The sequence below is a fragment of the Streptomyces sp. D2-8 genome (assembly GCF_023184515.1).
Lineage (GTDB): Bacteria > Actinomycetota > Actinomycetes > Streptomycetales > Streptomycetaceae > Streptomyces.
Window position 1 is genome coordinate 149,299 of the sequence record NZ_JAAHBP010000003.1, and the last position, 21,533, is coordinate 170,831.

The 21,533-nt window shown below is 72.9% G+C and carries 17 protein-coding genes and 5 pseudogenes; 12 read left to right on the top strand and 10 right to left on the bottom strand.

Annotated features, from left to right (window positions below; genetic code table 11):
* The first annotated feature begins 43 nt into the window (after positions 1 to 43).
* The 7 genes from G3I77_RS07020 (at position 44) to G3I77_RS07050 (ending at position 6,200) form a co-directional block, all read left to right on the top strand.
* Positions 44 to 703 carry a hypothetical protein gene (locus G3I77_RS07020; protein ID WP_248501724.1) on the top strand — a complete coding sequence of 220 codons (660 nt, stop codon included), beginning with the start codon at positions 44 to 46 and terminating at the stop codon, positions 701 to 703.
* Between the two features lie 71 nt (positions 704 to 774).
* Entirely contained in the window at positions 775 to 1,929 is a 1,155-nt protein-coding gene (locus G3I77_RS07025; protein WP_248501725.1) for an FAD-binding oxidoreductase, read from the top strand.
* On the top strand, positions 1,926 to 2,240 hold the full coding sequence (locus G3I77_RS07030; protein ID WP_248501726.1) for a (2Fe-2S)-binding protein: 315 nt from the start codon (positions 1,926 to 1,928) through the stop codon (positions 2,238 to 2,240). The genes G3I77_RS07025 and G3I77_RS07030 overlap by 4 nt, the downstream gene beginning before the upstream one ends.
* Positions 2,230 to 3,594: an FAD-dependent oxidoreductase gene (locus G3I77_RS07035; RefSeq protein WP_248501727.1), complete on the top strand. Its 1,365-nt coding sequence runs from the start codon at positions 2,230 to 2,232 to the stop codon at positions 3,592 to 3,594. The genes G3I77_RS07030 and G3I77_RS07035 overlap by 11 nt, the downstream gene beginning before the upstream one ends.
* Complete coding sequence (locus tag G3I77_RS07040) at positions 3,591 to 4,481, top strand: dihydrodipicolinate synthase family protein (protein ID WP_248501728.1); 891 nt, start codon at positions 3,591 to 3,593, stop codon at positions 4,479 to 4,481. Before G3I77_RS07035 ends, G3I77_RS07040 begins: the two co-directional genes overlap by 4 nt.
* 5 nt (positions 4,482 to 4,486) lie before the next feature.
* Positions 4,487 to 5,488 carry a proline racemase family protein gene (locus G3I77_RS07045; RefSeq protein WP_248501729.1) on the top strand — a complete coding sequence of 334 codons (1,002 nt, stop codon included), beginning with the start codon at positions 4,487 to 4,489 and terminating at the stop codon, positions 5,486 to 5,488.
* A gap of 40 nt (positions 5,489 to 5,528) precedes the next feature.
* Positions 5,529 to 6,200 carry a GntR family transcriptional regulator gene (locus G3I77_RS07050; RefSeq protein WP_248501730.1) on the top strand — a complete coding sequence of 224 codons (672 nt, stop codon included), beginning with the start codon at positions 5,529 to 5,531 and terminating at the stop codon, positions 6,198 to 6,200.
* Between the two features lie 96 nt (positions 6,201 to 6,296).
* Here the strand turns inward: G3I77_RS07050 and G3I77_RS07055 are convergent, their stop codons facing one another.
* From G3I77_RS07055 to G3I77_RS07065, 3 genes are read right to left on the bottom strand one after another with little or no spacing between them, the layout of a single operon-like run.
* Positions 6,297 to 7,232, bottom strand: a complete 936-nt coding sequence (locus G3I77_RS07055) for a PDR/VanB family oxidoreductase (protein ID WP_248501731.1) — start codon at positions 7,230 to 7,232, stop codon at positions 6,297 to 6,299.
* Positions 7,229 to 7,408 (bottom strand): hypothetical protein, encoded by a 180-nt coding sequence (locus tag G3I77_RS07060; RefSeq protein ID WP_097221972.1) that lies wholly within the window; start codon positions 7,406 to 7,408, stop codon positions 7,229 to 7,231. Before G3I77_RS07060 ends, G3I77_RS07055 begins: the two co-directional genes overlap by 4 nt.
* Positions 7,405 to 8,475 carry an aromatic ring-hydroxylating dioxygenase subunit alpha gene (locus G3I77_RS07065; RefSeq protein WP_248501732.1) on the bottom strand — a complete coding sequence of 357 codons (1,071 nt, stop codon included), beginning with the start codon at positions 8,473 to 8,475 and terminating at the stop codon, positions 7,405 to 7,407. The genes G3I77_RS07060 and G3I77_RS07065 overlap by 4 nt, the downstream gene beginning before the upstream one ends.
* A gap of 181 nt (positions 8,476 to 8,656) precedes the next feature.
* Between G3I77_RS07065 and G3I77_RS41095 the strand changes: the two genes are divergently transcribed.
* Positions 8,657 to 9,094: a peptidoglycan-binding protein gene (locus tag G3I77_RS41095; RefSeq protein WP_374385355.1), complete on the top strand. Its 438-nt coding sequence runs from the start codon at positions 8,657 to 8,659 to the stop codon at positions 9,092 to 9,094.
* A 293-nt stretch (positions 9,095 to 9,387) separates the two neighbouring features.
* Positions 9,388 to 10,308 (top strand): hypothetical protein, encoded by a 921-nt coding sequence (locus G3I77_RS07080; RefSeq protein WP_248501733.1) that lies wholly within the window; start codon positions 9,388 to 9,390, stop codon positions 10,306 to 10,308.
* Here the strand turns inward: G3I77_RS07080 and G3I77_RS07085 are convergent.
* Positions 10,287 to 11,131 (bottom strand): annotated as a pseudogene (locus tag G3I77_RS07085) (MFS transporter). The gene G3I77_RS07080 and the pseudogene G3I77_RS07085 overlap by 22 nt on opposite strands.
* A 169-nt stretch (positions 11,132 to 11,300) precedes the next feature.
* Here G3I77_RS07085 and G3I77_RS07090 point away from each other — a divergent pair.
* Positions 11,301 to 13,352: a phosphocholine-specific phospholipase C gene (locus G3I77_RS07090; RefSeq protein WP_248501734.1), complete on the top strand. Its 2,052-nt coding sequence runs from the start codon at positions 11,301 to 11,303 to the stop codon at positions 13,350 to 13,352.
* Here G3I77_RS07090 and G3I77_RS07095 read toward each other — a convergent pair.
* Together G3I77_RS07095 and G3I77_RS07100 are read right to left on the bottom strand one after the other, a co-directional pair.
* A complete protein-coding gene (locus G3I77_RS07095) occupies positions 13,342 to 14,289 on the bottom strand; it encodes a hypothetical protein (protein WP_248501735.1) in 948 nt (315 codons plus the stop codon). The genes G3I77_RS07090 and G3I77_RS07095 overlap by 11 nt on opposite strands.
* Positions 14,286 to 15,134, bottom strand: a complete 849-nt coding sequence (locus G3I77_RS07100) for a phosphatase PAP2 family protein (RefSeq protein WP_248501736.1) — start codon at positions 15,132 to 15,134, stop codon at positions 14,286 to 14,288. The genes G3I77_RS07095 and G3I77_RS07100 overlap by 4 nt, the downstream gene beginning before the upstream one ends.
* Before the next feature lie 168 nt (positions 15,135 to 15,302).
* On the opposite strand from G3I77_RS07100, the gene G3I77_RS07105 reads away from it, so the two are divergent.
* The gene (locus G3I77_RS07105; RefSeq protein WP_248501737.1) at positions 15,303 to 15,911 is read left to right on the top strand and encodes a TetR/AcrR family transcriptional regulator; all 609 of its coding nucleotides are present in this window, start codon (positions 15,303 to 15,305) and stop codon (positions 15,909 to 15,911) included.
* A 159-nt stretch (positions 15,912 to 16,070) separates the two neighbouring features.
* On the opposite strand, the gene G3I77_RS07110 is transcribed toward G3I77_RS07105, so the two are convergent.
* From G3I77_RS07110 to G3I77_RS07120, 4 genes and pseudogenes are all read right to left on the bottom strand, one after another.
* On the bottom strand, positions 16,071 to 17,099 hold the full coding sequence (locus G3I77_RS07110) for a hypothetical protein (protein ID WP_248502586.1): 1,029 nt from the start codon (positions 17,097 to 17,099) through the stop codon (positions 16,071 to 16,073).
* Between the two features lie 252 nt (positions 17,100 to 17,351).
* Positions 17,352 to 17,468 (bottom strand): annotated as a pseudogene (locus G3I77_RS41100) (DUF2510 domain-containing protein); the annotation flags it as partial.
* A gap of 53 nt (positions 17,469 to 17,521) precedes the next feature.
* Positions 17,522 to 18,124, bottom strand: a pseudogene (locus G3I77_RS07115) (anhydro-N-acetylmuramic acid kinase); the annotation flags it as partial.
* A 1-nt stretch (position 18,125) separates the two neighbouring features.
* A pseudogene (locus G3I77_RS07120) lies at positions 18,126 to 18,668 on the bottom strand (MFS transporter); the annotation flags it as partial.
* Positions 18,669 to 18,848: 180 nt separating this feature from the next.
* Here G3I77_RS07120 and G3I77_RS07125 point away from each other — a divergent pair.
* A pseudogene (locus tag G3I77_RS07125) lies at positions 18,849 to 21,533 on the top strand (AAA family ATPase).

Genomic DNA, 21,533 nt, shown 5'->3' on the forward strand with positions numbered 1-21,533 from the left:
GGCGCCGCGTCAAGGCCGCACAGGCAAGAGGGGTGACCTCCCGATGGCATATCAGGCAGGAGGGCAGCGGCCGGCACCGCGGCCCGTCCCCGAGACTCCCGAGGCCCAGGCCTACCTGGAGGACTACGCCGGGCTTCTGGAGGGTGTCTCCTTCCCCTCCCTCGTCGTCGACCACTGCTGGGACGTGGTGCTGACCAACGGTGCCTTCCGGTCACTTTTCCGAGAGGTCGGCCCGCATCCGACGGCCATGCCGGGCGACAACTTCCTCAGGTTCGTGCTGTTCCACCCCGACGCCCCCACGGTCCTCGGCGAGCACGAGGCGAGCTGGTGCCTGCCGATGCTCGCGCACTTCGCCCGGACCGTGGAGAGTCACGGCCCGGACCACGGACTCCAGGCCATCCGCCGCGACATCGCCCAGGACCCGATCATGGAGGCCGCCTACCGGCACGGCCTGCCGCACTGGATCCGCGCGGTCGGTGAGGACGCCGTCGAGCAGGACGGTGCCGTACGACCGCTGCTGCACCCGGATCCCCGCCGGGGCGCCACCGAGTGCCGGGTCGTCGTCGAGACGTCCAGGACGCTGGAGGAACTGGGCTGCGCCCGGGTCACGTTCGTCCTGCGCGAGGCCCGCCGCACAGCGTCCCGGGAGCGTCGCACACGCCGTACCGCCTCCCACCTGAGGGTCGTCCCCGCGGCCGACTGACCGCTCCCGCCCCTTCGCCCACCCCTGTCCGCACCCTTCCCAGAGCATATGGTGTGTGACATAGTACTTACGTGAGCGAGTCGCTGACCTGCGATGTCGTGGTGGTCGGAGCCGGAGTGATCGGCGCCGCCGCCGCCCTCTACGCGGCCCGCGCGGGCCTGGACACCGTCGTGGTGGACCGGGGAGCGGTGGCCGGCGGTACGACCGGAGCGGGGGAGGGGAACCTCCTCGTCTCCGACAAGGAACCCGGACCGGAGCTCGAACTGGCCCTGCTGTCCGCCCGGCTGTGGGCCGGGCTGGCCCGGGAGGGGCTGGGCCGGGCCGTCGAGTACGAGCCCAAGGGCGGTGTCGTCGTCGCCGGCACGGAGCGGGCCCTGGCCGGGCTGGAGGAACTCGCCGCCGGGCAGCGCGCCGCCGGCGTCGAGGCCGTCTCGGTGCCGCCCGACCGGCTCACCGACCTGGAGCCGTATCTGACCCCCCACCTCGCGGGCGGCATGCACTACCCGCAGGACGCCCAGGTGATGCCCGCCCTCGCGGCGGCGCACCTGCTGCGCGCGTCGAAGGCCCGGGTGCTCACCGGCCGGGAGATGACCGGGGTCCTGCGCGGGCCGGGCGGCGCGGTGCGCGGCGTGCGCACCGACCGGGGCGACCTCCACGCCCCCGCGGTCGTCAACGCGGCCGGCACCTGGGGCGGCGAGGTGGCGGCCCGCGCCGGAGTGTCCCTGCCGGTGCTGCCCCGGCGGGGCTTCGTCCTGGTCACCGAACCGCTGCCGCCCCGCGTCCGGCACAAGGTGTACGCCGCCGACTACGTGGCCGACGTCGCGAGCGACTCGGCGCCGCTGCAGACCTCCCCGGTGGTGGAGGGCACCCCGGCCGGGCCGGTCCTCATCGGCGCCAGCCGCGAACGGGTCGGCTTCGACCGGTCGCTGTCGCTCCCGGCGCTGCGCGCGCTGGCGGCCGGGGCGACCGGGCTCTTCCCGTTCCTCGCCGGAGTCCGGGCCATGCGCACGTACGCCGGCTTCCGGCCGTATCTGCCGGACCACCTGCCCGCGATCGGCCCCGACCCGCGGGCGCCCGGGCTCTTCCACGCCTGCGGGCACGAGGGCGCCGGCATCGGTCTCGCTACCGGCACCGGGCATCTGATCGCCCAGGCGCTGACCGGGCGGACACCCGACCTGGACCTCGGCCCGTTCCGGCCCGACCGCTTCACCGAGGAGGCCGAGTGAACCCGCTGGAGCCGGCGGGGGCCAGGCCCGGCCCCGCCTTCACGGTCACGTTCGACGGGCGGCCGGTCGAGGCGCTGCCCGGGCAGACGGTCGCCGCCGTGCTGTGGTCGGCAGGGGTGACGTCGTGGCGTTCCACCCGCGGCGAAGGCCGTCCGCGCGGGGTGTTCTGCGGGATCGGTGTCTGCTTCGACTGCCTGGTGACCGTCAACGGCCGCCCCAACCAACGGGCCTGCCTGGTGCCGGTGCGGCCGGGGGATGCGATCGGCACCCAGGACGGCACGGGCCACGGGGAGGTGCGGCATGCGGACTGACCTCGCCGTGATCGGCGCCGGTCCGGCCGGGCTCGCCGCGGCCCTGGCGGCCTCCGCGCGCGGCGTGCGGGTCACGCTCGTCGACGCAGCGCCGGCACCGGGCGGGCAGTTCTACCGTCAGCCCGCCGCCGGACTCGGCGCCGCGCGGCCCGAGGCGCTGCACCACCGGTGGCGGACCTGGGAGCGGCTGCGGGACGGGCTCGCCGCCTGCGACGCAGACGTCCTGACGGAACACCATGTGTGGTGCGTGGAGCGGACGCCGGAGGGCTTCACCGTGCACGCGCTGCTCGGGCCCGCGCAGGAGCAGCCCGCCGAGGTGCGCGCCCGCGCCGTTGTCCTGGCCACCGGCGGCTACGAGCAGGTGCTGCCCTTCCCCGGCTGGACCCTTCCCGGTGTCGTCACGGCCGGGGGAGCCCAGGCCGTGCTCAAGGGCGCGCTGGTGGTGCCGGGGCGCCGAGCGGTCGTGGCCGGGACCGGGCCGCTGCTGCTGCCCGTGGCGACCGGGCTCGCGGCAGCAGGCGTCGAGGTCGCCGCGCTCGTCGAGTCGGCCGGCCCGGGGCGACTCGCCCGCCACGGCCCGGCCCTGGCCGGCAAGCTCCCCGAGGGCGCCGGATACGCGGCCCGACTGCTGCGCCACCGCGTCCCGGTCCTCACGCGTCACACCGTCGTCCGCGCCCACGGCGACGACCGGCTGACCGGCGTCACCGTCGCCGCGCTCGACACCGACGGGCGCGTCCGGCCCGGCACCGAACGACAGCTGCCCTGCGACACCCTCGCCGTCGGCCACGGCATGCTCCCGCACACCGACCTGGCCGAGAGCCTCGGCTGCCGCCTCGACGGGCTGACCGTTGCCGTCGACCCCGAGCAGCGCACGGACGTGCCCGGCGTGTGGGCCGCCGGGGAGGCCACCGGTATCGGCGGAGCCGCCCTCGCCCTCGCCGAGGGGCACATCGCCGGCTGCTCCGCCGCCGCCCACCTGCACGGCACCGCCCCCGGCCCGGCGCCCGCCGCCCTCAAGGCCCGTACGAAGCTCAGGCGGTCCGCCGCCGCCCTCGACTCCGCCTACGCGCCGCCCGCGCACTGGCCCGAGCAGATCACCGACGACACCGTGGTCTGCCGCTGCGAGGAGGTCACCGCGGGGGCCGTGCGCGAGTCCCTGGACCTCGGAGCGGGCGACGAACGCACCGTGAAGCTGCTCACCCGGGCCGGGATGGGCTGGTGCCAGGGCCGGATGTGCGGCACCGCGATCGCCGGTCTCGCCGGCTGCGAGCCCACCCCCGCCAAGCGCCCCTTCGCCCGTCCCGTGCCGCTCGGCGTCCTCGCCCGGCAACACCCCCAGGAGGGACTGTCATGACCGAACACCGCCCCTGGCGCGGCGTCCTCGTCGCCACCGCGCTCCCGCTGAACGACGATCTCTCGGTGGACTACGACCAGTACGCCGAGCACTGCGCCTGGCTGGTCCGCAACGGCTGCGACGGTGTCGTGCCGAACGGTTCCCTCGGCGAGTACCAGGTGCTCACGCCCGAGGAGCGGGCCCGGGTCGTCGAGACGGCCGTCGCCGCGATCGGCGGGGAGCGCGTGATGCCCGGCGTCGCCGCGTACGGGTCCGCCGAGTCCCGGCGCTGGGCCGAGCAGGCCGGCGAGGCCGGCTGCCGCGCGGTGATGCTGCTGCCGCCGAACGCCTACCGCGCAGACGAGCGCTCCGTCCTCGCCCACTACGCCGAGGTCGCCAGGTCGGGCCTGCCGGTCGTCGCGTACAACAACCCGATCGACACCAAGGTCGACCTCGTGCCGGAGCTGCTCGCCCGGCTGCACGGCGAAGGGCACATCCGCGGGGTGAAGGAGTTCTCGGGCGATGTCCGCCGGGCCTACCGGATCGCCGAACTCGCCCCCGAACTGGACTTGCTGATCGGCGCGGACGACGTCCTGCTGGAGCTGGCCGTGGCGGGCGCCAAGGGCTGGGTGGCGGGCTACCCGAACGCGCTGCCCCGCGCCTCGGTCGAGCTGTACCGCGCCGCCGTCGGCGGCGACCTGGACACCGCGCTGCCCCTGTACCGGCAGCTGCATCCGCTGCTGCGCTGGGACTCGCGGGTGGAGTTCGTCCAGGCCATCAAGCTGTCCATGGACCTCGTCGGCCGTCACGGCGGGCCCTGCCGCCCGCCCCGCGCGGCGCTGCTGCCCGGGCAGGAGGCGGCGGTCCGTGCCGCCACGGAGAAGGCCGTCGCGGCCGGATTGGCATAAGGACCATGCGTAGCAAACTCGTCCTGCACGCCGTCGACTCGCACACCGAGGGCATGCCGACCCGCGTGATCACCGGCGGCATCGGCACCGTCCCCGGCGCCACCATGAACGAACGGCGGCTGTGGTTCCGCGAACACCGCGACGACATCAAGCAGTTGCTGATGAACGAGCCGCGCGGGCACTCCGCCATGAGCGGCGCGATCCTCCAGCCGCCGACCCGGCCCGACTGCGACTGGGGCGTCGTCTACATCGAGGTGTCCGGCTATCTGCCGATGTGCGGGCACGGCACCATCGGCGTGGCGACCGTGCTGGTCGAGACCGGCATGGTCGAGGTCGTCGAGCCGGTCACCACCATCCGGCTCGACACCCCGGCCGGCCCGGTCGTCGCCGAGGTGGCCGTCGAGGACGGGGCCGCCAGGACGGTCACCCTCCGGAACGTGCCCTCCTTCGCCCTCGGCCTCGACCGCAAGGCCACCCTCGCCGACGGCCGGACGGTGACGTACGACCTCGCCTTCGGCGGCAACTTCTACGCCATCCTGCCGCTGGAGCAGTTCGGCCTGCCCTTCGACCGGGAACGCAAGGACGAGATCCTCGCCGCCGGCCTGTCCCTGATGGCCGCCGTCAACGCCGAGGACCCGCCCGTCCATCCGGAGGACCCGTCCATCCACGGCCTCCACCACGTGTACCTGGCCGCCCCCGGCTCGACCGCCCGCCACTCCCGGCACGCCATGGCCATCCACCCCGGCTGGTTCGACCGCTCACCCTGCGGCACCGGGACCAGCGCCCGGATGGCACAGTTGCACGCGCGCGGCGAACTCCCGCTGCACACCGAGTTCGTGAACGAGTCCTTCATCGGCACCCGCTTCACGGGCAGACTGCTCGGCACGACCGAGGTCGCCGGCCGCCCGGCCGTGCTGCCCAGCTTCACCGGCCGCGCCTGGATCACCGGCACCGCCCAGTACCTGCTGGACCCCGAGGATCCGTTCCCGGCGGGGTTCGTCCTGTGATCCGAACCCGTTCGTGCGCATGAGAGGAACCCCGACCGTCATGGCCCCGCAGCACACTCCCGCCCTGCCCGTGCTGGGCAGCAGGAAGCCCAGCCACCGGGAGCGGGTCGCGGACGCGCTGCGGGCCGCCCTGATCGCCGGTGAACTGCGGCCCGGCGAGGTCTACTCGGCCCCGGGTCTCGCCGCCCGCTTCGGCGTCTCCGCCACGCCCGTGCGCGAGGCCATGCTCGACCTGGCCAAGGAGGGCCTGGTCGACACCGTGCCCAACAAGGGCTTCCGGGTCACCGCCGTGTCCGAGCAGCAGCTCGACGAGTACACCCACATCAGGGCGCTGATCGAGATCCCCACCACGGCAGAGCTGGCCCGCACGGCCGACCCGGTGGCTCTGGAGGCGCTCCGCCCGGTCGCCGAGGAGATCGTCACCGCCGCCGCGGCCGGCGACCTCATCGGCTACGTCGAGGCCGACCTGCGCTTCCACCTCGGCCTGCTGGCCCTCGCCGGCAACGGCCATCTCGTCGACGTGGTACGCGATTTGAGGCGCCGCTCCCGGCTCTACGGGCTGACGGCGCTGGTCGAGCAGGGGCGGCTGGAGGCGTCGGCCGAGGAGCACCTGGAGATCCTGGACGCGCTGCTCGCCCGGGACGAGGCGGCCGTACGGGCCGTGATGGCCCGGCACCTCGGGCACGTCAGGGGGCTGTGGGCCGCGCCCTGACGGGCCTGTCCGCCCGTTCCGGCCGCACACGACCGATCGCCGCCCCGGTGCCGACGGGCCGGGGCGGCGGATCGGGGCGGCGATCGGGCGGCCGGTTCACAGGTCCAGCACGAGCCGCTTCCCGCGGCAGCGGGACACGCAGATGAGCATGGTCTCGCCGGCCGCGCGTTCGTCCTCCGTCAGCACCGAGTCCCGGTGGTCCGGCTCGCCGTCGAGGACGTCGGTCTCACACGTGCCGCAGGTGCCCTCGGTGCAGGAGTACAGCACCTCGACCCCGGCGGCGCGCACGGCGTCGAGCACGGACACGTCCGCCTCGACGGTGAGCGTCCTGCCGCTCCGCGCCAGCTCCACCTCGAACCCGGTGTTGCCGCCGGCCTGTTGTTCCTTCGGCTGGAACCGCTCGACACGCAGCACCCCGGACGGGCACCGGGCCTCGACCGCGTCCAGCAGCGGCCCGGGGCCGCAGCAGTAGACCAGCGTGCCCTCGGGCACGTCGTCCAGCACGGAGGGCAGGTCCAGCAGGCCCGTCTCGTCCTCGGGTGCGATCGTCACCCGGTCCCCGTAGCGGCCGAGTTCCTCTCCGAACGCCATGGACCGGCGGGTGCGTCCGCCGTACAGCAGCGTCCACTCGGCGCCCGCAGCGTCGGCCGCCGCGAGCATCGGCAGGATCGGGGTGATGCCGATGCCGCCCGCGACGAAGCGGTACCGGGCAGCGGGCTCCAGAACGAAGTTGTTCCGGGGCCCGCGCACCCGCACCTCGGCGCCCTCGCCCAGCTGCTCGTGCACATGGGCCGAGCCGCCGCGCCCGGCGCTCTCGCGCAGCACCGCGATCCGCCACGCCGACGGGTCCGCCGGATCGCCGCACAGCGAGTACTGCCGCTCCAGGCCGGGCTCCAGCAGGACGTCGACATGGGCGCCCGGCTCCCAGGCCGGGAGCGGCTCACCCAGCGGATGGCGCAAGGTGAGGGCGAGCACGCCGTCGGCGGCGAACTCCCGCCGTCCGACGACGAGTTCGGCTTCGTACACGCTCATGAGCTGTTCCCCCGCGGCTCGTCGACGCAGTGCCCCTGCGGATGGGCGAGCATCCACTCCCACATCTCGACCGGGTCCTGCGCGGTGTGCTCACGGCCGCAGTGGCACGTGCCGTGCAGGGTGTCGGTGCCGGGCAGCCAGGCGATGCGGTAGATCTCGCCGGTCGGAGCGGTCACTGGACCTTCTCCACGGGCTTCTCGCCCTGCTCCACCAGCCGGGCGAGGATACGGCGGGCGGCCAGACCACCGGTGTCGATGTTGATGCTCAGCTCCTGGTAGCCGGTGCGTTCGGTGCCGAGCGTCTTCTGCAGCAGGTTCAGCGCGGTGACGTCCTGCATCACGACCGTGTGGTTGTTGCCCCGCAGGAACTCGGTCACCTCGGCGTCGTCCGTCGCCCAGTCCCGGGAAACCGCCCAGAAGTCGTACACCTTGCCGTCGCCGGACGGCGTGATCGCGTACGTGATCTCGGTGTGGAAGCCGTTCGGGTCGCTGCCGTCCGCCTCGGGCAGTACCCCGGCCGGGGCGATGCGGCTGTGCAGCAGATACAGACAGGGAGCGTGGTACTCGATGTCCTGCCAGCGGGTGATCCGGCCCTCGATGCCGGTCGACCTGGCGTAGAACGGCGGGCACTCGGCGTCGTCCATGTGCCGGCTCACCCGGACGATTCCGGCGCCCTCGTCGACCTCGGTGTTGATCGGCGTCTCGGCGACCTCGGGGGTGCCGATGTAACCGCCGTGCAGATACGTCTCGTGGGACAGGTCGAGGAGGTTGTCGACGAGCAGGCCGTAGTCGCAGTCGATGGGCTCCATGCCGCGTACCGTGATCCAGCCGGGGGCGTCGAGGTGCCGGGCCCGGGGGATGGACTGCGGGTCGGCGAGCGCGGGGTCGCCGATCCACACCCAGATCAGGGAGTCCTGCTCGACGACGGGGTAGGAGGCCACCCGCGCGGTCCGCGGGACGCGTTTCTGCCCCGGCACGTACACGCACGTACCGGACGTGTCGTACGTGAACCCGTGGTACCCGCACACGATCCGGTCCCCGTCCAGCCGTGTCGGCGCCTCCGACAGCGGATAACGGCGGTGCACACACCGGTCGTGCAGGACGACCGGCGTGCCGTCCTCCTCGGTCCGGTACAGCACGAGCGTCTCACCGAGGATCGTCCGGCCGAGCAACTCCCGCCCGACCTCGTGACTGTAGGCGGCGACGTACCACTGGTTCCTGGCGAAGGCGGTCATGTGAGGCATGGGCGCTGGCTCCCGTCTCTGGTCGTGCCGTCATCGTCGGGGCGGCCCTACGGAGACCGCAACGGCCCTTCCGCCAGGCGGAAGAGCCCGTTTACAGTGTCAGCAGTTTCCGAATCAAAAAGTGAAATCGAAATGGAATTCACCACTTCTGTATTTCGGGGGATTCATCTACCGTGGATGTATGGAAAAGACAACGCAGTTCTACGTAGTGAAAACCGGCGACAATCTCACCAAGATCGCGCAGAGGTTCCATGTGACGGTGGATCAGATCATGGCATGGAACCCGCAGATCAAGGACCGCAACAAGATCTTCCCTGACCAGCGAATTCGCGTGGCCCCTCCCCGGGAAACGGATGGTGATGGCGAGTACGAGCCCTTTCCAGGGGCAGACTTCTTCCAACCGGCAGTGACCAGTCCCATCATCGAGGCCATGGGGTACCGCCTCATCGAGGAGGAGTGCTCGGTGTATTCCGGCGGTCCCGACTCGACGTGGAGTTCGGCGGACCAGAAGTCGTACGCAAACTGGCAGCGCAAGCTCGGTTTCAGCGGCACTGACGCCGATGGCATTCCCGGTCGAACGTCCTGGAACAAGCTCCACGTGCCCGCAGTTTACGAATGACCAGAACCGAAAGCCGGCCGGCCCGTAAGCGCAGCCAAATGACAGGCCTGCGCAACGGGCCGCCGCGGTCCGCATGGCGCGCACGGGCCAGGGCCCGCATCGCGTATCTCGAAGCGGAGCTGGACCACGAGAGCGGCAGACTTCCGTCGGGCGACCGGGCAGCGCTCATCGAGGGAATGCGAAGCCATCTGGAAAGGGCCCGTGCGGCCGCGGACGAGGATTTCGGATGGCGGAAGCCGTGGTCGGGAGCGGCTGCCCGTGAGGGCGTGTGCTCGAATATCCGCAATGCCGAGGTGTTGCTGATTCAACTGGTGTCCGACGACGAAGCCGTGGGCCGCGTCAGTGAGGTCATGGCACTGGTCAAGGACCACTTGGACGCGGACGACCCACGGCGGGTCCGGCTCGCCCTGCGCCTGCGTCCCATCATCTCCGGCGACGTCACCGCGAGCGACCGGGACCTCATGGCCCGAGCGCTCGACGCCGCGTACTGCAGCCTGGACGACGAACTGGCCCGGGTGCGCAGTCTGCGCAACATTCTCTGGGCCGCGACGGTCCTCGTGATGATCGGGGTGGTGAACCTGGCCCTGTACGGGTGGTTCTCACCCGGTTCGCTGAGCTTGTGCTTCTCACCCCAGGGCGGCTCCGGAGACAGAGTCACCGTCGTGTGCCCCACCTCCGAGTACTACAACCGGCCGGCCGACACCGACGCGAGCACACTGGCCGGCGCGACGGACATCCTCACCGTCGAGATCGCCGGACTCGCCGGTGCCGCCCTCACCGTCATCGCGTCGCTGCGCCGCATCCGGGGCACCGACTCCCCCTACATGCTGCCCCTGGCGTCGGCGGTGCTGAAGCTGCCCACCGGCGCCCTGTCGGCCTTCCTCGGGCTGCTGCTGATCCGCGGCGCCTTTGTCCCCGGACTCAGCGACCTTGACAACAGGGCGCAGGTCCTGGCCTGGGCCGCGGTCTTCGGCGCCGCACAGCACCTGGTGACGCGTCTCGTCGACGACCGTGCCCAGATGACGCTGTCGGAGGTCGGCCGGACCACCGACGCCGTGATCAATCCCGAGAGAGTCGCTGTCAGGGAAGGACTGCCGGCGTCCGCCACCGGGTCGCCCAACGGTGCGGGACCGCACGACGAGCCGCACGGGCACGACGGAAACGGAGAACCGGTCCCCGACGGCGCGTCCGCTCACCGCCGCAGCGGTGCGTGAGCCGTCTCCGGCAACCGCAGATACACCACCGACGACACCAGGCAGAGCACCGCGACGTACCAGGGGAACAACCCCGAGTGCCCCAGCTCCTTGAACAGGGTGCCCGCGTAGGGGGCCGTGCCGCCGAAGAGGGCGACCGTCAGCGAGTAGGGGAAGCCGATACCGGCCGCGCGGACCCGGGGCGGGAAGATCTCCGCGTTCACGGCGGCGCTAATCGAGGTGAACCCGGTCAGCAGCACCATGCCCGCGCACTGCACGAGCAGCAGCACGGCGAACGAGTCGCGCAGCGTGTCCACCAGCAGCGCGGCGATGCCGGAGGCGACGAGCTGCCCCACCGTCGTCGACACGTACTGGAAGCTGGAGACAGCCCGCGCCGGCCGGGGCCCGCCGACTCCACCAGGGACGTCGTCGAGGCCGCGAACTCGCCGCCCACGGACAGACCCTGCAGCAGCCGCGCGAGCACCAGGACGACCGGCGCGAGCACACCCACCGCCGCATACGTCGGGGTCAGCCCGACCAGCAGGCTGCTGCCGCCCATCAGCAGGATGGTGACCGTCAGCGCGGCCCGCCGCCCGTGCCGGTCCGCGACCGCGCCCATCAGCAGGCCGCCGACCGGCCGAATGAAGAAGCCGACCGCGAACACCGCGAACGTGGACGGCAGCGGCATCAGCGAGTTGTCCGCGCTCTTCGGGAAGACCTGGGCGGCGATGTAGGTGGCCAGAAACGTGTAGGCGTACTACTCCACCGCGTTGCCCACGGAGGCGGCGAGGAGCCGGCGAAGGGGCCGTTTCGTCGGCGGGGAAACCGTCTGCGTCTCTGTCACGCCCCTCACCCGCCCCTGGCAACTCCCCGGCGCACCCGGCGTACCGGCGACTTTCACACGAGTGTCACGCGCCCCTTCCTTGACGTTTGGTGTTCCTGAAACACTCCTTCCGCGCAGATTCCGTCACGTTCCGGCCATCCCGTAGCTCAGGATGAGAGGTCTGTCCTACATGTCCGAAGTCAACCGGCGCCGCTTTCTCCAACTCGCGGGTGCCACCACGGCCTTCAGCGCGCTGTCGGCCAGCATCCAGCGCGCCGCCGCCCTTCCGGCGAACCACCGCACCGGGTCGATCGAGGATGTCGAGCACATCGTCGTCCTCATGCAGGAGAACCGTTCCTTCGACCACTACTTCGGCACCCTGAGAGGCGTCCGCGGCTTCGGCGACCCGCGCCCGGTCACCATCGACAACGGCCAACCGGTCTGGCACCAGGAGAAGGACGGCAAGGAGCTCCTGCCCTTCCACCCGGACGCCGACGACCTCGGCATGCAGTTCCTGGAGGGCCTGCCGCACTCCTGGCCCGACGGCCAGCAGGCCTACAACGGCGGCAAGTACGACCGGTGGGTGCCCGCCAAGGGCACCACGACCATGGCGTACCTGACCCGTGAGGACATCCCGTTCCACTACGCCCTCGCCGACTCCTTCACCGTCTGCGACGCCTACCACTGCTCGTTCATCGGCTCCACCGACCCGAACCGCTACTACATGTGGTCGGGTTGCACGGGCAACGACGGCACCGGCGGCGGCCCGGTCCTCGGCAACGACGAACTCGGCTACGGCTGGACGACCTACCCCGAGCGCCTGGAGCAGGCCGGCATCTCCTGGAAGATCTACCAGGACATCGGCGACGGCCTCGACGCCCAGGGCTCCTGGGGCTGGATCGAGGACGCCTACCGCGGCAACTACGGCGACAACTCCCTGCTGTACTTCAACAAGTACCGCAATGCCAAGCCCGGCGACCCCTGGTACGACAAGGCCCGCACCGGTACGAACGCCAAGGCCGGCGAGGGCTACTTCGACCGGCTGAAGGCGGACGTCAAGGCCGGCAAGCTGCCGCAGATCTCCTGGATCACCGCCCCCGAGGCCTTCTCCGAGCACTCCAACTGGCCGTCCAACTACGGCGCCTGGTACATCGCGCAGGTCCTGGACGCCCTCACCTCCAACCCGGAGGTCTGGTCGAAGACGGCCCTGTTCATCACGTACGACGAGAACGACGGCTTCTTCGACCACGTGGTGCCGCCGCTACCGCCGAAAGACGCCTCCCGCGGCCTGTCCACCGTCGACGTCTCCCTCGACCTCTTCCCGGGCGACAGCAAGAACACGGCCGGCCCCTACGGCCTCGGCCCCCGGGTGCCGATGCTGGTCGTCTCGCCGTGGAGCAAGGGGGGCTACGTCTGCTCGGAGACCCTCGACCACACCTCGATCCTGCGGTTCATGGAGCGCCGCTTCGGCGTGCGCGAGACCAACATCTCGCCGTGGCGCAGGGCCGTCTGCGGTGACCTGACGGCCGCGTTCGACTTCTCCCGCCAGGACGCGCGCCCGGCCCCGCTGCCCGGCACCGCCGCGTACGAGCCGCAGGACCGCGAGCGCCACCCGGACTACCGGCCGACCCCGCCCGCCGACCCGCGCATGCCCCGGCAGGAGCGCGGACCGCGCCGCTCCCGGCCGCTGAAGTACGCCCCGCACGTGGACGCCTCGGTCGACGCGAGGGCCGGGAAGCTCACCCTGACCTTCGCCTCCGGGGCGAAGGCCGGCGCCGCCTTCCACATCACCTCGGGCAACCGCACCGACGGTCCCTGGATGTACACCACCGAGGCCGGCAAGACGCTCTCCGACACCTGGAACTCGGCGTACTCCGGAGGTTCCTACGATCTGACCGTGCACGGCCCGAACGGCTTCGTGCGCGTCTTCAAGGGCTCGAACACGGCGGCCGGCTGCGAGGTCACCGCCCGCCACACCGGCGGCGACCTCGAGCTGACCTTCACCAACAAGGGCTCCGGCACGGCCCGCCTGAAGCTCTCCGACGGCTACGGCGGCCGGCCCTCGACCGTCACCGTCCGCCCGGGCGCGAAGGTGTGCCGGACCGTCGGACTCACCGCCGGCCACCGCTGGTACGACCTGACCGTCACCGCCGAGGGCGACAAGGCGTTCCTGCGGCGGTTCGCCGGGCACGTCGAGAACGGGCGGCCGGGTGTGAGCGACCCGGCGATCATCACCGGGTAGCGGGAGCGAGGTGCCCCGGATCGTGCGGCCGGGGCACCAGCGCCGGTTCGGCCGCCGCCGAGCCGGGCTCCAGAGCCAGGACGGCGGCCACCGGATGGTCGTCGTCCACCGGCGCGTCCGCGGGTGCCGCCCGGCTGAGCAGCACCACACCCCGGGACGCCAGGCCCGCCCCGGCGAGCGCGAGCAGCACACCCGCCGCGCCGCCCTGGAGGCGTTCGCCCAGCAGCGACAGGCCGATCACCGCGGCGGCCAGCGGGTTGGCCAGCGTCACCATCGCGAGCGGGCCGCCCAGGCCGCCCCGGTACGCCGTCTGCGACAGCAGCAGCCCGCCGGCCGCGAAGGCCGCCACGAGCAGTGCCACGCCGACCACCTGGACGCTCAGTACCGGACCGGATCGGTCCGTCGCGGCCACCGTCACGGTCTGGGTGAGGGCCGAGGCGACCCCGGAGGCGAGGCCGGACGCGGTAGCGTGCCGCAGCCCGGGGCGGGCGCCCGGCCGGGACAGCACCCCGATGAGCGCCGCGGTGGCGCCCGCCACCGCCACCGCCTCGGGCACGCTCAGCACATCGTCCGGAGCCGGACCGGACGCCGTGACCAGGATCGCGCCCAGGCCCAGCAGCGTCAGCGCGGTGCCCTGCCACTCGACCGGGCTCACCCGCCGTCCCGCCATCCGCGCCCCCATGGGCACCGCCGCGACCAGCGTGAGCGCGCCGAGCGGCTGGACCACGGTCAGCGGGCCGTACCGGAGGGCGACGACGTGCAGCAGCGCGGCCGACGCGTTCAGCCCGACCGACCACCACCAGGCGCCGCTGCCCAGCAGCCGCAGCGTGCCCGCACCGGGGGAACGGGACGCGAGCCGCTCCTGGGCGACCGCCGCGGCCGCGTAGGCGACGGCGGAGACGAGGGACAGGGCGACGGCGGTCAGAACGGCGTTCACCGGGCGGCTCCCACGAGTGTCCGCCCGTCCCGCTGAGCCGGTACGAGACCGCCCCGCGTCCGGCCGGCCGTGGACGTGATCGCCGTGCGGTGCGGCGAACGAAGCGAGACGGGGGTCCTCCGGGACGACGTCCGGGGGAGGATCAGCGCGAGCGCGAGGCCGAGCAGGGCCGCCGCCACGATCGCGTCCAGCCAGTAGTGGTTCGCCGTGCCGACGATCACCAGCAGGGTCAGCAGCGGATGCGCCGGCCAGAGCAACCGCCACCGCGAGCGGGTCGCGACGATCAGGCCGACGGCCGGCATCAGCGCCCAGCCGAAGTGCAGCGACGGCATCGCCGCGAACGGGTTCGACGGGGAGTACGTCGCGGGATCGCCGTACACCGACGGCCCGTACACCCGCGCCGTGTCGACCAGACCGGTCGCCGCCGGCATGCGCGGCGGAGCGAGCGGGAACAGCAGCTGCGGCACGAGGGCGGCGGCGGTGACCGCGGCCAGCACCCGGCGGGCCCACACGTAGTGGGCCGGGCGGCGCAGGTACAGCCAGATCAGGAAGGCGGCGGTGGCCGGGAAGTGGACGGCCGCGTAGTAGGTGTTCGCTACGTGCGCCAGGCCGTCGCCGTGCGGCAGCAGGGACTGCACCGCCCCCTCGCCGGGCAGCTGGACCGCTCGCTCGAAGTCCCACACGCGGTGCGCGTGCTGGACGGCCTCGCCGGTGTGGCCCGTGGCCGGCTGCCGGCCGGACGTGTAGACGAGGAAGAGCCCTGCGACGAGCAGGAGCTCCCCGACGAGCGGCGGTCGCGCTATCGCGTCGGACCCCGCCGGCGCGGGCTCGGTGCGGGCATTCATCCCCCGGCCCCTTCGGTGACGGTGGTGCTGTTATCGGTACGAGAGCGTACCGATACGTCAGTGTACCGATACGACTGCGTACCGGTACACTGGCGTATCGATAGACGTACGACACAGCGCCGGCCGGGAATGTTCCGGCCGCCCGAGGAAAGCCAGGAGCTACCGCCCATGACGTCGCAGGCTGCGGACCGGCCCGAGCCGGTCGGTGTCACGCGCCGTTCCAAGATCACGCCCGAGCGTGAGCAGGAGTTCTACGACGCCGTGCTGGAGCAACTGGGCGAGTGCGGCTACGACTCCGTCACCATGGAGGGGATCGCCGCCAGCACCCGGTGCAGCAAGTCCACGCTCTACCGCCAGTGGAAGACCAAGCCCCAGTTGGTGGCGGCGGCGCTGCGCTCCCACCGGCGTACGCGCTGCATCGACACCGGCTCCCTCGCCGAGGACCTGCGGGAAGCGGCCCGGGCGGCGGGCGAGTTGTCGGGCCGGGACACCAAGCTGCTCCAGGCGCTCGCCCATGCCGCCGGCCAGGATCCGGAGCTGCACCGCGCGTTGCGCGAGGCCCTGGTCGAGCCGGAGATCGCCGCGCTGAAGGAGATCATCCGGCGCGGGGTCGAACGCGGAGAGGTGCCCGCCGATCATCCGGCGCTGGAGTACATCCCGGCACAGCTGCTCGGCGTCCTGCGGGTGCGGCCCATCCTGGAGGGCGAGTGGGCCGACCCGGACTACCTGGTCCGCTTCGTGGAGGCCGCCGTGCTGCCGGCACTGGGCCTGACCTGAGACCCGGGCCGCCGTCCGCCGGATGACCGGACGGTGACCCGACCGCGCCGACCCGTGGGGACGGGGGCGGCGCCCACCCCCGGCCGGGTGGGGTTCCCCTGTGAGCGGCGGGGGCGCCCCACCCGGCCGGCCGGTGTGTACGGGGGCGCCCGCTTCCGGTCACACGTCCTGGCCGTTGCCGCTGCCCGTCGACACCTTGATGCCCTTGGCGATGTCGTCGAGCACGGTCTCCTTCTGGTCCGCGTCGACGCCGAACCGCACGACGACCATCTGCTTCGCGTTCGCGGGGGAGGGGAACGCGAGGGACTCCACGATGCCGTCGGCGCCCTTGCTGGTGACGGCCTTCCAGCGGACCAGGTAGCCCTTCTGCCCGGCCACGGTCACGGCCTTGGAGTCCAGCACGTCGTGGGAGGTGATGCCGCCGTAGGACTTGCCGCCGTAGGACTCCTCGGCGTTCCTCGCGATGTCCGCCTTGGCGATCTCCTCGGCGGTGGTGCCCTTCGTGCCGAGGACCAGTGCCGGTGCGGAGTAGGCGCCGCCCTTGGTACAGGTCGAGGAGGTGTCGCCGGGGCACTTGTAGGAGTCCTCGGACGTCACCTGCGCGCCGACCTGGACCTCCTGGCCGTACCAGCCCTTCGGGATCGGCAGACTGATCCCGCTGACCGCGTCGGTCACCGACCCGCTCCTGATCTTCGGCGGCTCGGACTGCTCGGGCCGCGGACTCCGCCCACCGGACCCGCCGTCGCCTCCTGACCCGCCGGAGCCCCCGGATCCACCCGAGCCTCCGGACCCGCCCGGCCCGCCGAACGGCCCGCCCTGGCCCCCGGGTGCGCCCGGCCCGCCGGGCCCCTGCGAGGTGGGCGACCCGCCCCCGCCGCCGTTGTCCGTCAGCGCGTACACGCCCACACCGATGCTGGTGAGCACGACCACGGCCGCGGCGACGGCGGCGCCTATCCGCAGCCGCCGCCCCTTGCCGTCCACAGGCGGTGCGGGATAGGCGGGATAGGCGGGATACCCGGTGGCCGCAGGGGAAGTGCCGCTGCCGAGCTGCCCGTCGGCTCCCGGATATCCGGCAGCCGGTGAGCCCCACGCGCCCGCAGGCCGCGCAGCTCCGGTCTGCCCGGTACCGCCCGGGTGCCCGTCGGCTCCCGGGTGCCCGTCGGCTCCCGGGTCCCCGGCACCGGTCACCTGCCCATCGCGAGGCTGCTCGGCACCTGCGGAGGCCCCGGTGCCGGTCGGCTGCACCGTTCCCGGAACCTCGGCGGCAGCCGGCGCCCCGGCGCCGGCGGGCTGTCCGGTTCCCGGGGGCTCGCTTCCGGTCGGCTGTCCGGTTCCCGGAGTCCCGCTCCCGGCCGGCCGTCCGGCCTCCGGGCCTCCGGACCCCGTCGGCGCCTCGGCGGCAGCCGGTTGCCCGGTCGGGGGACCCCAGGTCGCGGGCGGCTGCGCCGGGCGGATGCGATCCGTCCAGGTCTTGCCGTCCCACCAACGCTCGGTGGCGGGCCCGTCACTTGTCTGTCCGGGATCGGCGTACCACCCGGGAGGAGTCTCCTGCGTCATGCCCCCACCGTATGAGGCGTCGGTGAAAGAGGCATGAGAGGAGTCGGAATCGGCTATTCCAGGAGCAGTCGCGTCGGCTGCCGAGCCGCCCGTCGTGGAAGCCGCAGCCCGTCCCGGCCCGGGGTCACCGACCCCAGCACGCTGGGATGGCGGGCACCCGTGCTCGCCGGTTCCGTGCCCGGCAGGCCGTGCACGGTCAGAAACCCCAGCACCGCGAAGGCGTACGCCTCCTTCGCGTCCGACGGCAGACCCAAGCCGTCCGAGGTGCGCAGAGCCACTCCCCGGAGCTGGTCCGCGAGCATCGACATCAGCACCGGGTTGCGTGTTCCGCCGCCCGAGGCGATCACCTCCGTCCCGCCCACCGAGCGCACGGCGTCCGCCACGGTCCGGGCCGTGAGCATCGTGAGCGTGGCGACGACGTCCTCGGCCGGCAGCGTCCCGAACCCGGCCAGCGCGTCCCGCAGATGACCGAGGTGGAACAGCTCCTTGCCCGTCGTCTTCGGCGCGGGCAGCGCGTAGTAGGGCTCCTCCAGCAGCCGGTCCAGCAACGGCCCGTGCACCCGGCCGCGCGCGGCCAGCGCCCCGTCCGTGTCGTAGGCCGGCGCCCCGCCGCTGAACCCCCGCGCCGCCGCGTCGATCAGCGCGCAGCCCGGCCCGCACGGTGGCGAGCAGCGCCGCCGCACCCGCTCCGGCCAGCAGCCCCAGCGCCACCGTGAACGACTGCCACGACCCGTACAGTCCGCGCCGGCCCGGCGGGGCGAACTCCGTCATCAACGACACCGCCCCGCCGAACTCCCCACCCGCCGACAGTCCTTGGAGCACCCGCAGGAACGTCAGCAGCCAGGGCGCCAGAGCACCCGCCTGCGCGTACGTGGGCAGCGCGCCGATCAGCGTCGTCGCCACCGTCATCAGCACGATCACCAGGACCAGCACCGGACGGCGCCCGACCCGGTCGCCGAGTCGGCCGAAAAGCGCCGCTCCGACGGGACGGAAGAAGAAGGCGAGCGCGAAGGACGCGTAGGTCTTCACCAGAGCCTCGGCCTCGCCGCCGCCCTCCGGTGTGAAGAACCGCGCCGCGATGATCGTCGCGAAGTAGCCGTAGACGCCGAACTCGTACCACTCGATGAGATTGCCCATTGACCCCGCCACCAGCGCCCGTCGGCCGCGTCGTGTGTCCCTTTGTTGCTGAATGGGCGTCACCTCCCTTGATTTTGGCCGTCGTTGACTCGAAGGTGGCTGGTGACGGGCCAGGTGCGTCGACCGGCCGTACTCGGTGTCACCCGTCACGGCAAGAGGTGCCCCGACCACCCTCCACTCAGGCAATCGGACGGCTACGCTCGACGTCTGTACGTCGTTCGGGCGACTTGGGGAGGTAGCGGGATGACGGAGGTACGGCCCACGGCCGCCGCCTCGGCTTCCCTGTGGGAGCGCGACGAGGAGGTCGCCGCCGTCACGCGGGCGGTCGACAGCCTGTGCGCGGACCGTTCCTCGTCCGGCGGACTGCTGGTCTTCCGCGGCGAGGCCGGACTCGGCAAGACCGCGCTGCTGGCCGAAACCCGCCGCCTCGCCGAGGCCCGCGGCTGCACGGTCTGGTCGGCGCGCGGCGGCGAGACCCTCAGGTAGGTCCCCTTCAACGTGGTACGGCAGTTGCTGCAGCCGGCCCTGGTGTCGATGCTGCCGGAGGAGGCCCGCGAGTACCTCGGCGACTGGTACGACATCGCCGGCCCCGCCCTCGGCATAGCGGACCCCGGCGGCCGGCAGGCCGACCCGCAGGGCGTGTGCGACGGCCTGGTCGCAGCCGTGCGCCGGCTCGCCCGCCGGGACTGGCCGCTGGTGCTGCTGATCGACGACGCCCACTGGGCGGACCAGGAGACCCTGCACTGGCTCGCGGGGCTCGCCGAGCGCCTCGACGAGATGTCCGTCCTGGTCGTCGTCACCCGCCGCCCCGAGGAGGTCTCCGGCGCGAGCGCCCGCCACCTCGACACCGTCGCCGCCGCCGCGGACGGCCCCGTCACGACCCTGAGCGCCCTCACCCCGGACGCCACGGCCGGACTCACCCGCGCCACCCTGGGCAAGCACGCCGACGCCGCGTTCTGCCGCGAGGTCTGGGCCGTCACCGCGGGCAACCCCTACGAGGCCGTCGAACTCCTCGCCAAGGTGCAGGACAGCGAGCTCGAACCGGTCGAGGCCCGGGCCGGCGAACTACGCGAACTGAACCGCTCGGCCCGCGGCGGCGGCCTCGTCGCCCGCCTGGAGGAACTCGGCATCGACGCCACCAGGTTCGCCTGGGCCGCCGCCATCCTCGGCACCGGCATCTCCATCGACCTGGTCGCCAAACTCGCCACCCTGCGGCCGGACGACGCCCGCCGCTGCGCCGAACTGCTGCGCACCGCACGCATCCTCACCGCGCCCGACCCCGCGACCGGCCGCAGCGCCGACGGCGACCTGGAGTTCGTCCACCCGCTGATCGCGACCGCCGTCTACAACTCCATCCCCGACGCCCTGTGCACCGCCATGCACGGCATCGCCGCCCGGATCGTCTCCGACGAGGGACACGGCGCCGCGGCCGCCGCCCGCCACCTCCTGGAGGTCCACCCGGACGACGACGAGGAACTCGTCGGGCAGCTGCGCGAAGCCGCCCGCGAACATCTCGCCGTCGGCGCCCCCGACGCGGCCCGCCGCTGCCTGGAGCGCGCCCTGAAGGAACCGCCCCGGCCCGAGTCCCAGCCGCACGTGCTCTACGAACTGGCCGAGGCCACCTTCCTCACCGCGCCCGCCCGCACCATCGGCCATCTGCGGACCGCGCTCGGCATGCCCGGCCTCGGCGGCTACCAGCGGGTGGACGCCGTCTTCCGGCTCTCCCAGGCGCTGCTGCACAACGACCAGCTGGAGGAGGCCGTCCGCACGGTCGAGGCGGAGGCCGCCCGGCTCCAGCCGGGTCCCGCCCGGATGCGGCTGCAGGCCGCGCAGTTCATGTGGGAGGGGCTGCACGCCGGCGAGGCCACCTCACCCGGCCGTTCCCAGCGGCTCGCCGACCTCGCGAGCACCTGCACCGGCCGGGACAACTCCGAACGCGCCCTGCTCATCCTGCGCGGCTTCGACGCCCTGATGCACGGTGAGAACGCCGAGGAGGTCGCCGGGCTGTGCGACGGCGCCCTCGTCAACGGCCGCCTGGCTCCCGGACTCGGCTGGACCGACACCGAGTGGGGCATCGAACTGCTGCTGATGCTGGCCAACGCGTACGGCTTCACCGACCGCCTCGACCGCGCCGAGACCCTCTACAACGAAGCGCTGCGCGCCTACGAGACGGCCGGCTGGAGCGGCGGCCACCTCGCCCTGGCCCACGCCTACGTCGGGATCGGCCACCGCAGGCGGGGCCGGCTGAAGGAGGCGGAGGCATCCCTGCGCGAGTCGCTGCGCCTCGCCGAGCGCGTCGGCCGCGGCCTGCCCCTGTACTGGTCCGCGACCTGCAGTCTGGTCGACACCCTGCTCGCCCGGGGCCATGTCGAGGAGGCCTGGGACACCGCGGAACGGCACGGCTTCGCCCCGCCCTACCCGTCCACCATCGTCCTGCCCGATCCCCGCTCGGTGCGCGGCAGGCTGCTGCTGGCCGTCGGCCGCACCAAGGACGGCATCAACGAACTCGAGTCCGCGGAGAAGGCGGCGGCAGCCCGCGGCCACCACAACCCCGTGCTCGTCCCCTGGGCGGCCGACCTCGCCCGCGCCCTCCGCACCGAGGACCCGGCCCGGGCGGCCCGGCTCGCCGTCGACGTCCGCCGCCAGGCAGAGCGCTTCGGCACGGACACGGCGATAGGGGAGGCCCTGCGCTGCGCCGCCGACCTGGAGACGGGCCAGCGCGCGGTCCGGCTCTACGGCCAGGCCGTCACCTACCTGGAGGCCTCGCCCTGCCAGTACGAGCACGCGGCGGCCCGCATCGAGTTCGGTATCGCCGCCCGCTCGGCGACCGACCTCCGGCGCGGCCTGGACCTGGCCGTCTCGTGCGGGGCCGACGGGCTGGCGGAACGGGCGCGGACCGCGCTCAAGGCCGGTGTCGGACCGGCGTAG

Excerpts from the sequence above, each read along its gene's own strand:
- G3I77_RS07065 (WP_248501732.1), bottom strand. The coding sequence starts at position 8,475 with ATGCCTCACATGACCGCCTTCGCCAGGAACCAGTGGTACGTCGCCGCC.
- G3I77_RS41095 (WP_374385355.1), top strand. The coding sequence starts at position 8,657 with ATGGAAAAGACAACGCAGTTCTACGTAGTGAAAACCGGCGACAATCTC.
- G3I77_RS07035 (WP_248501727.1), top strand. The coding sequence starts at position 2,230 with ATGCGGACTGACCTCGCCGTGATCGGCGCCGGTCCGGCCGGGCTCGCC.
- G3I77_RS07055 (WP_248501731.1), bottom strand. The coding sequence starts at position 7,232 with ATGAGCGTGTACGAAGCCGAACTCGTCGTCGGACGGCGGGAGTTCGCC.
- G3I77_RS07105 (WP_248501737.1), top strand. The coding sequence starts at position 15,303 with ATGACGTCGCAGGCTGCGGACCGGCCCGAGCCGGTCGGTGTCACGCGC.
- G3I77_RS07020 (WP_248501724.1), top strand. The coding sequence starts at position 44 with ATGGCATATCAGGCAGGAGGGCAGCGGCCGGCACCGCGGCCCGTCCCC.
- G3I77_RS07050 (WP_248501730.1), top strand. The coding sequence starts at position 5,529 with ATGGCCCCGCAGCACACTCCCGCCCTGCCCGTGCTGGGCAGCAGGAAG.
- G3I77_RS07045 (WP_248501729.1), top strand. The coding sequence starts at position 4,487 with ATGCGTAGCAAACTCGTCCTGCACGCCGTCGACTCGCACACCGAGGGC.
- G3I77_RS07100 (WP_248501736.1), bottom strand. The coding sequence starts at position 15,134 with ATGAATGCCCGCACCGAGCCCGCGCCGGCGGGGTCCGACGCGATAGCG.
- G3I77_RS07090 (WP_248501734.1), top strand. The coding sequence starts at position 11,301 with ATGTCCGAAGTCAACCGGCGCCGCTTTCTCCAACTCGCGGGTGCCACC.
- G3I77_RS07040 (WP_248501728.1), top strand. The coding sequence starts at position 3,591 with ATGACCGAACACCGCCCCTGGCGCGGCGTCCTCGTCGCCACCGCGCTC.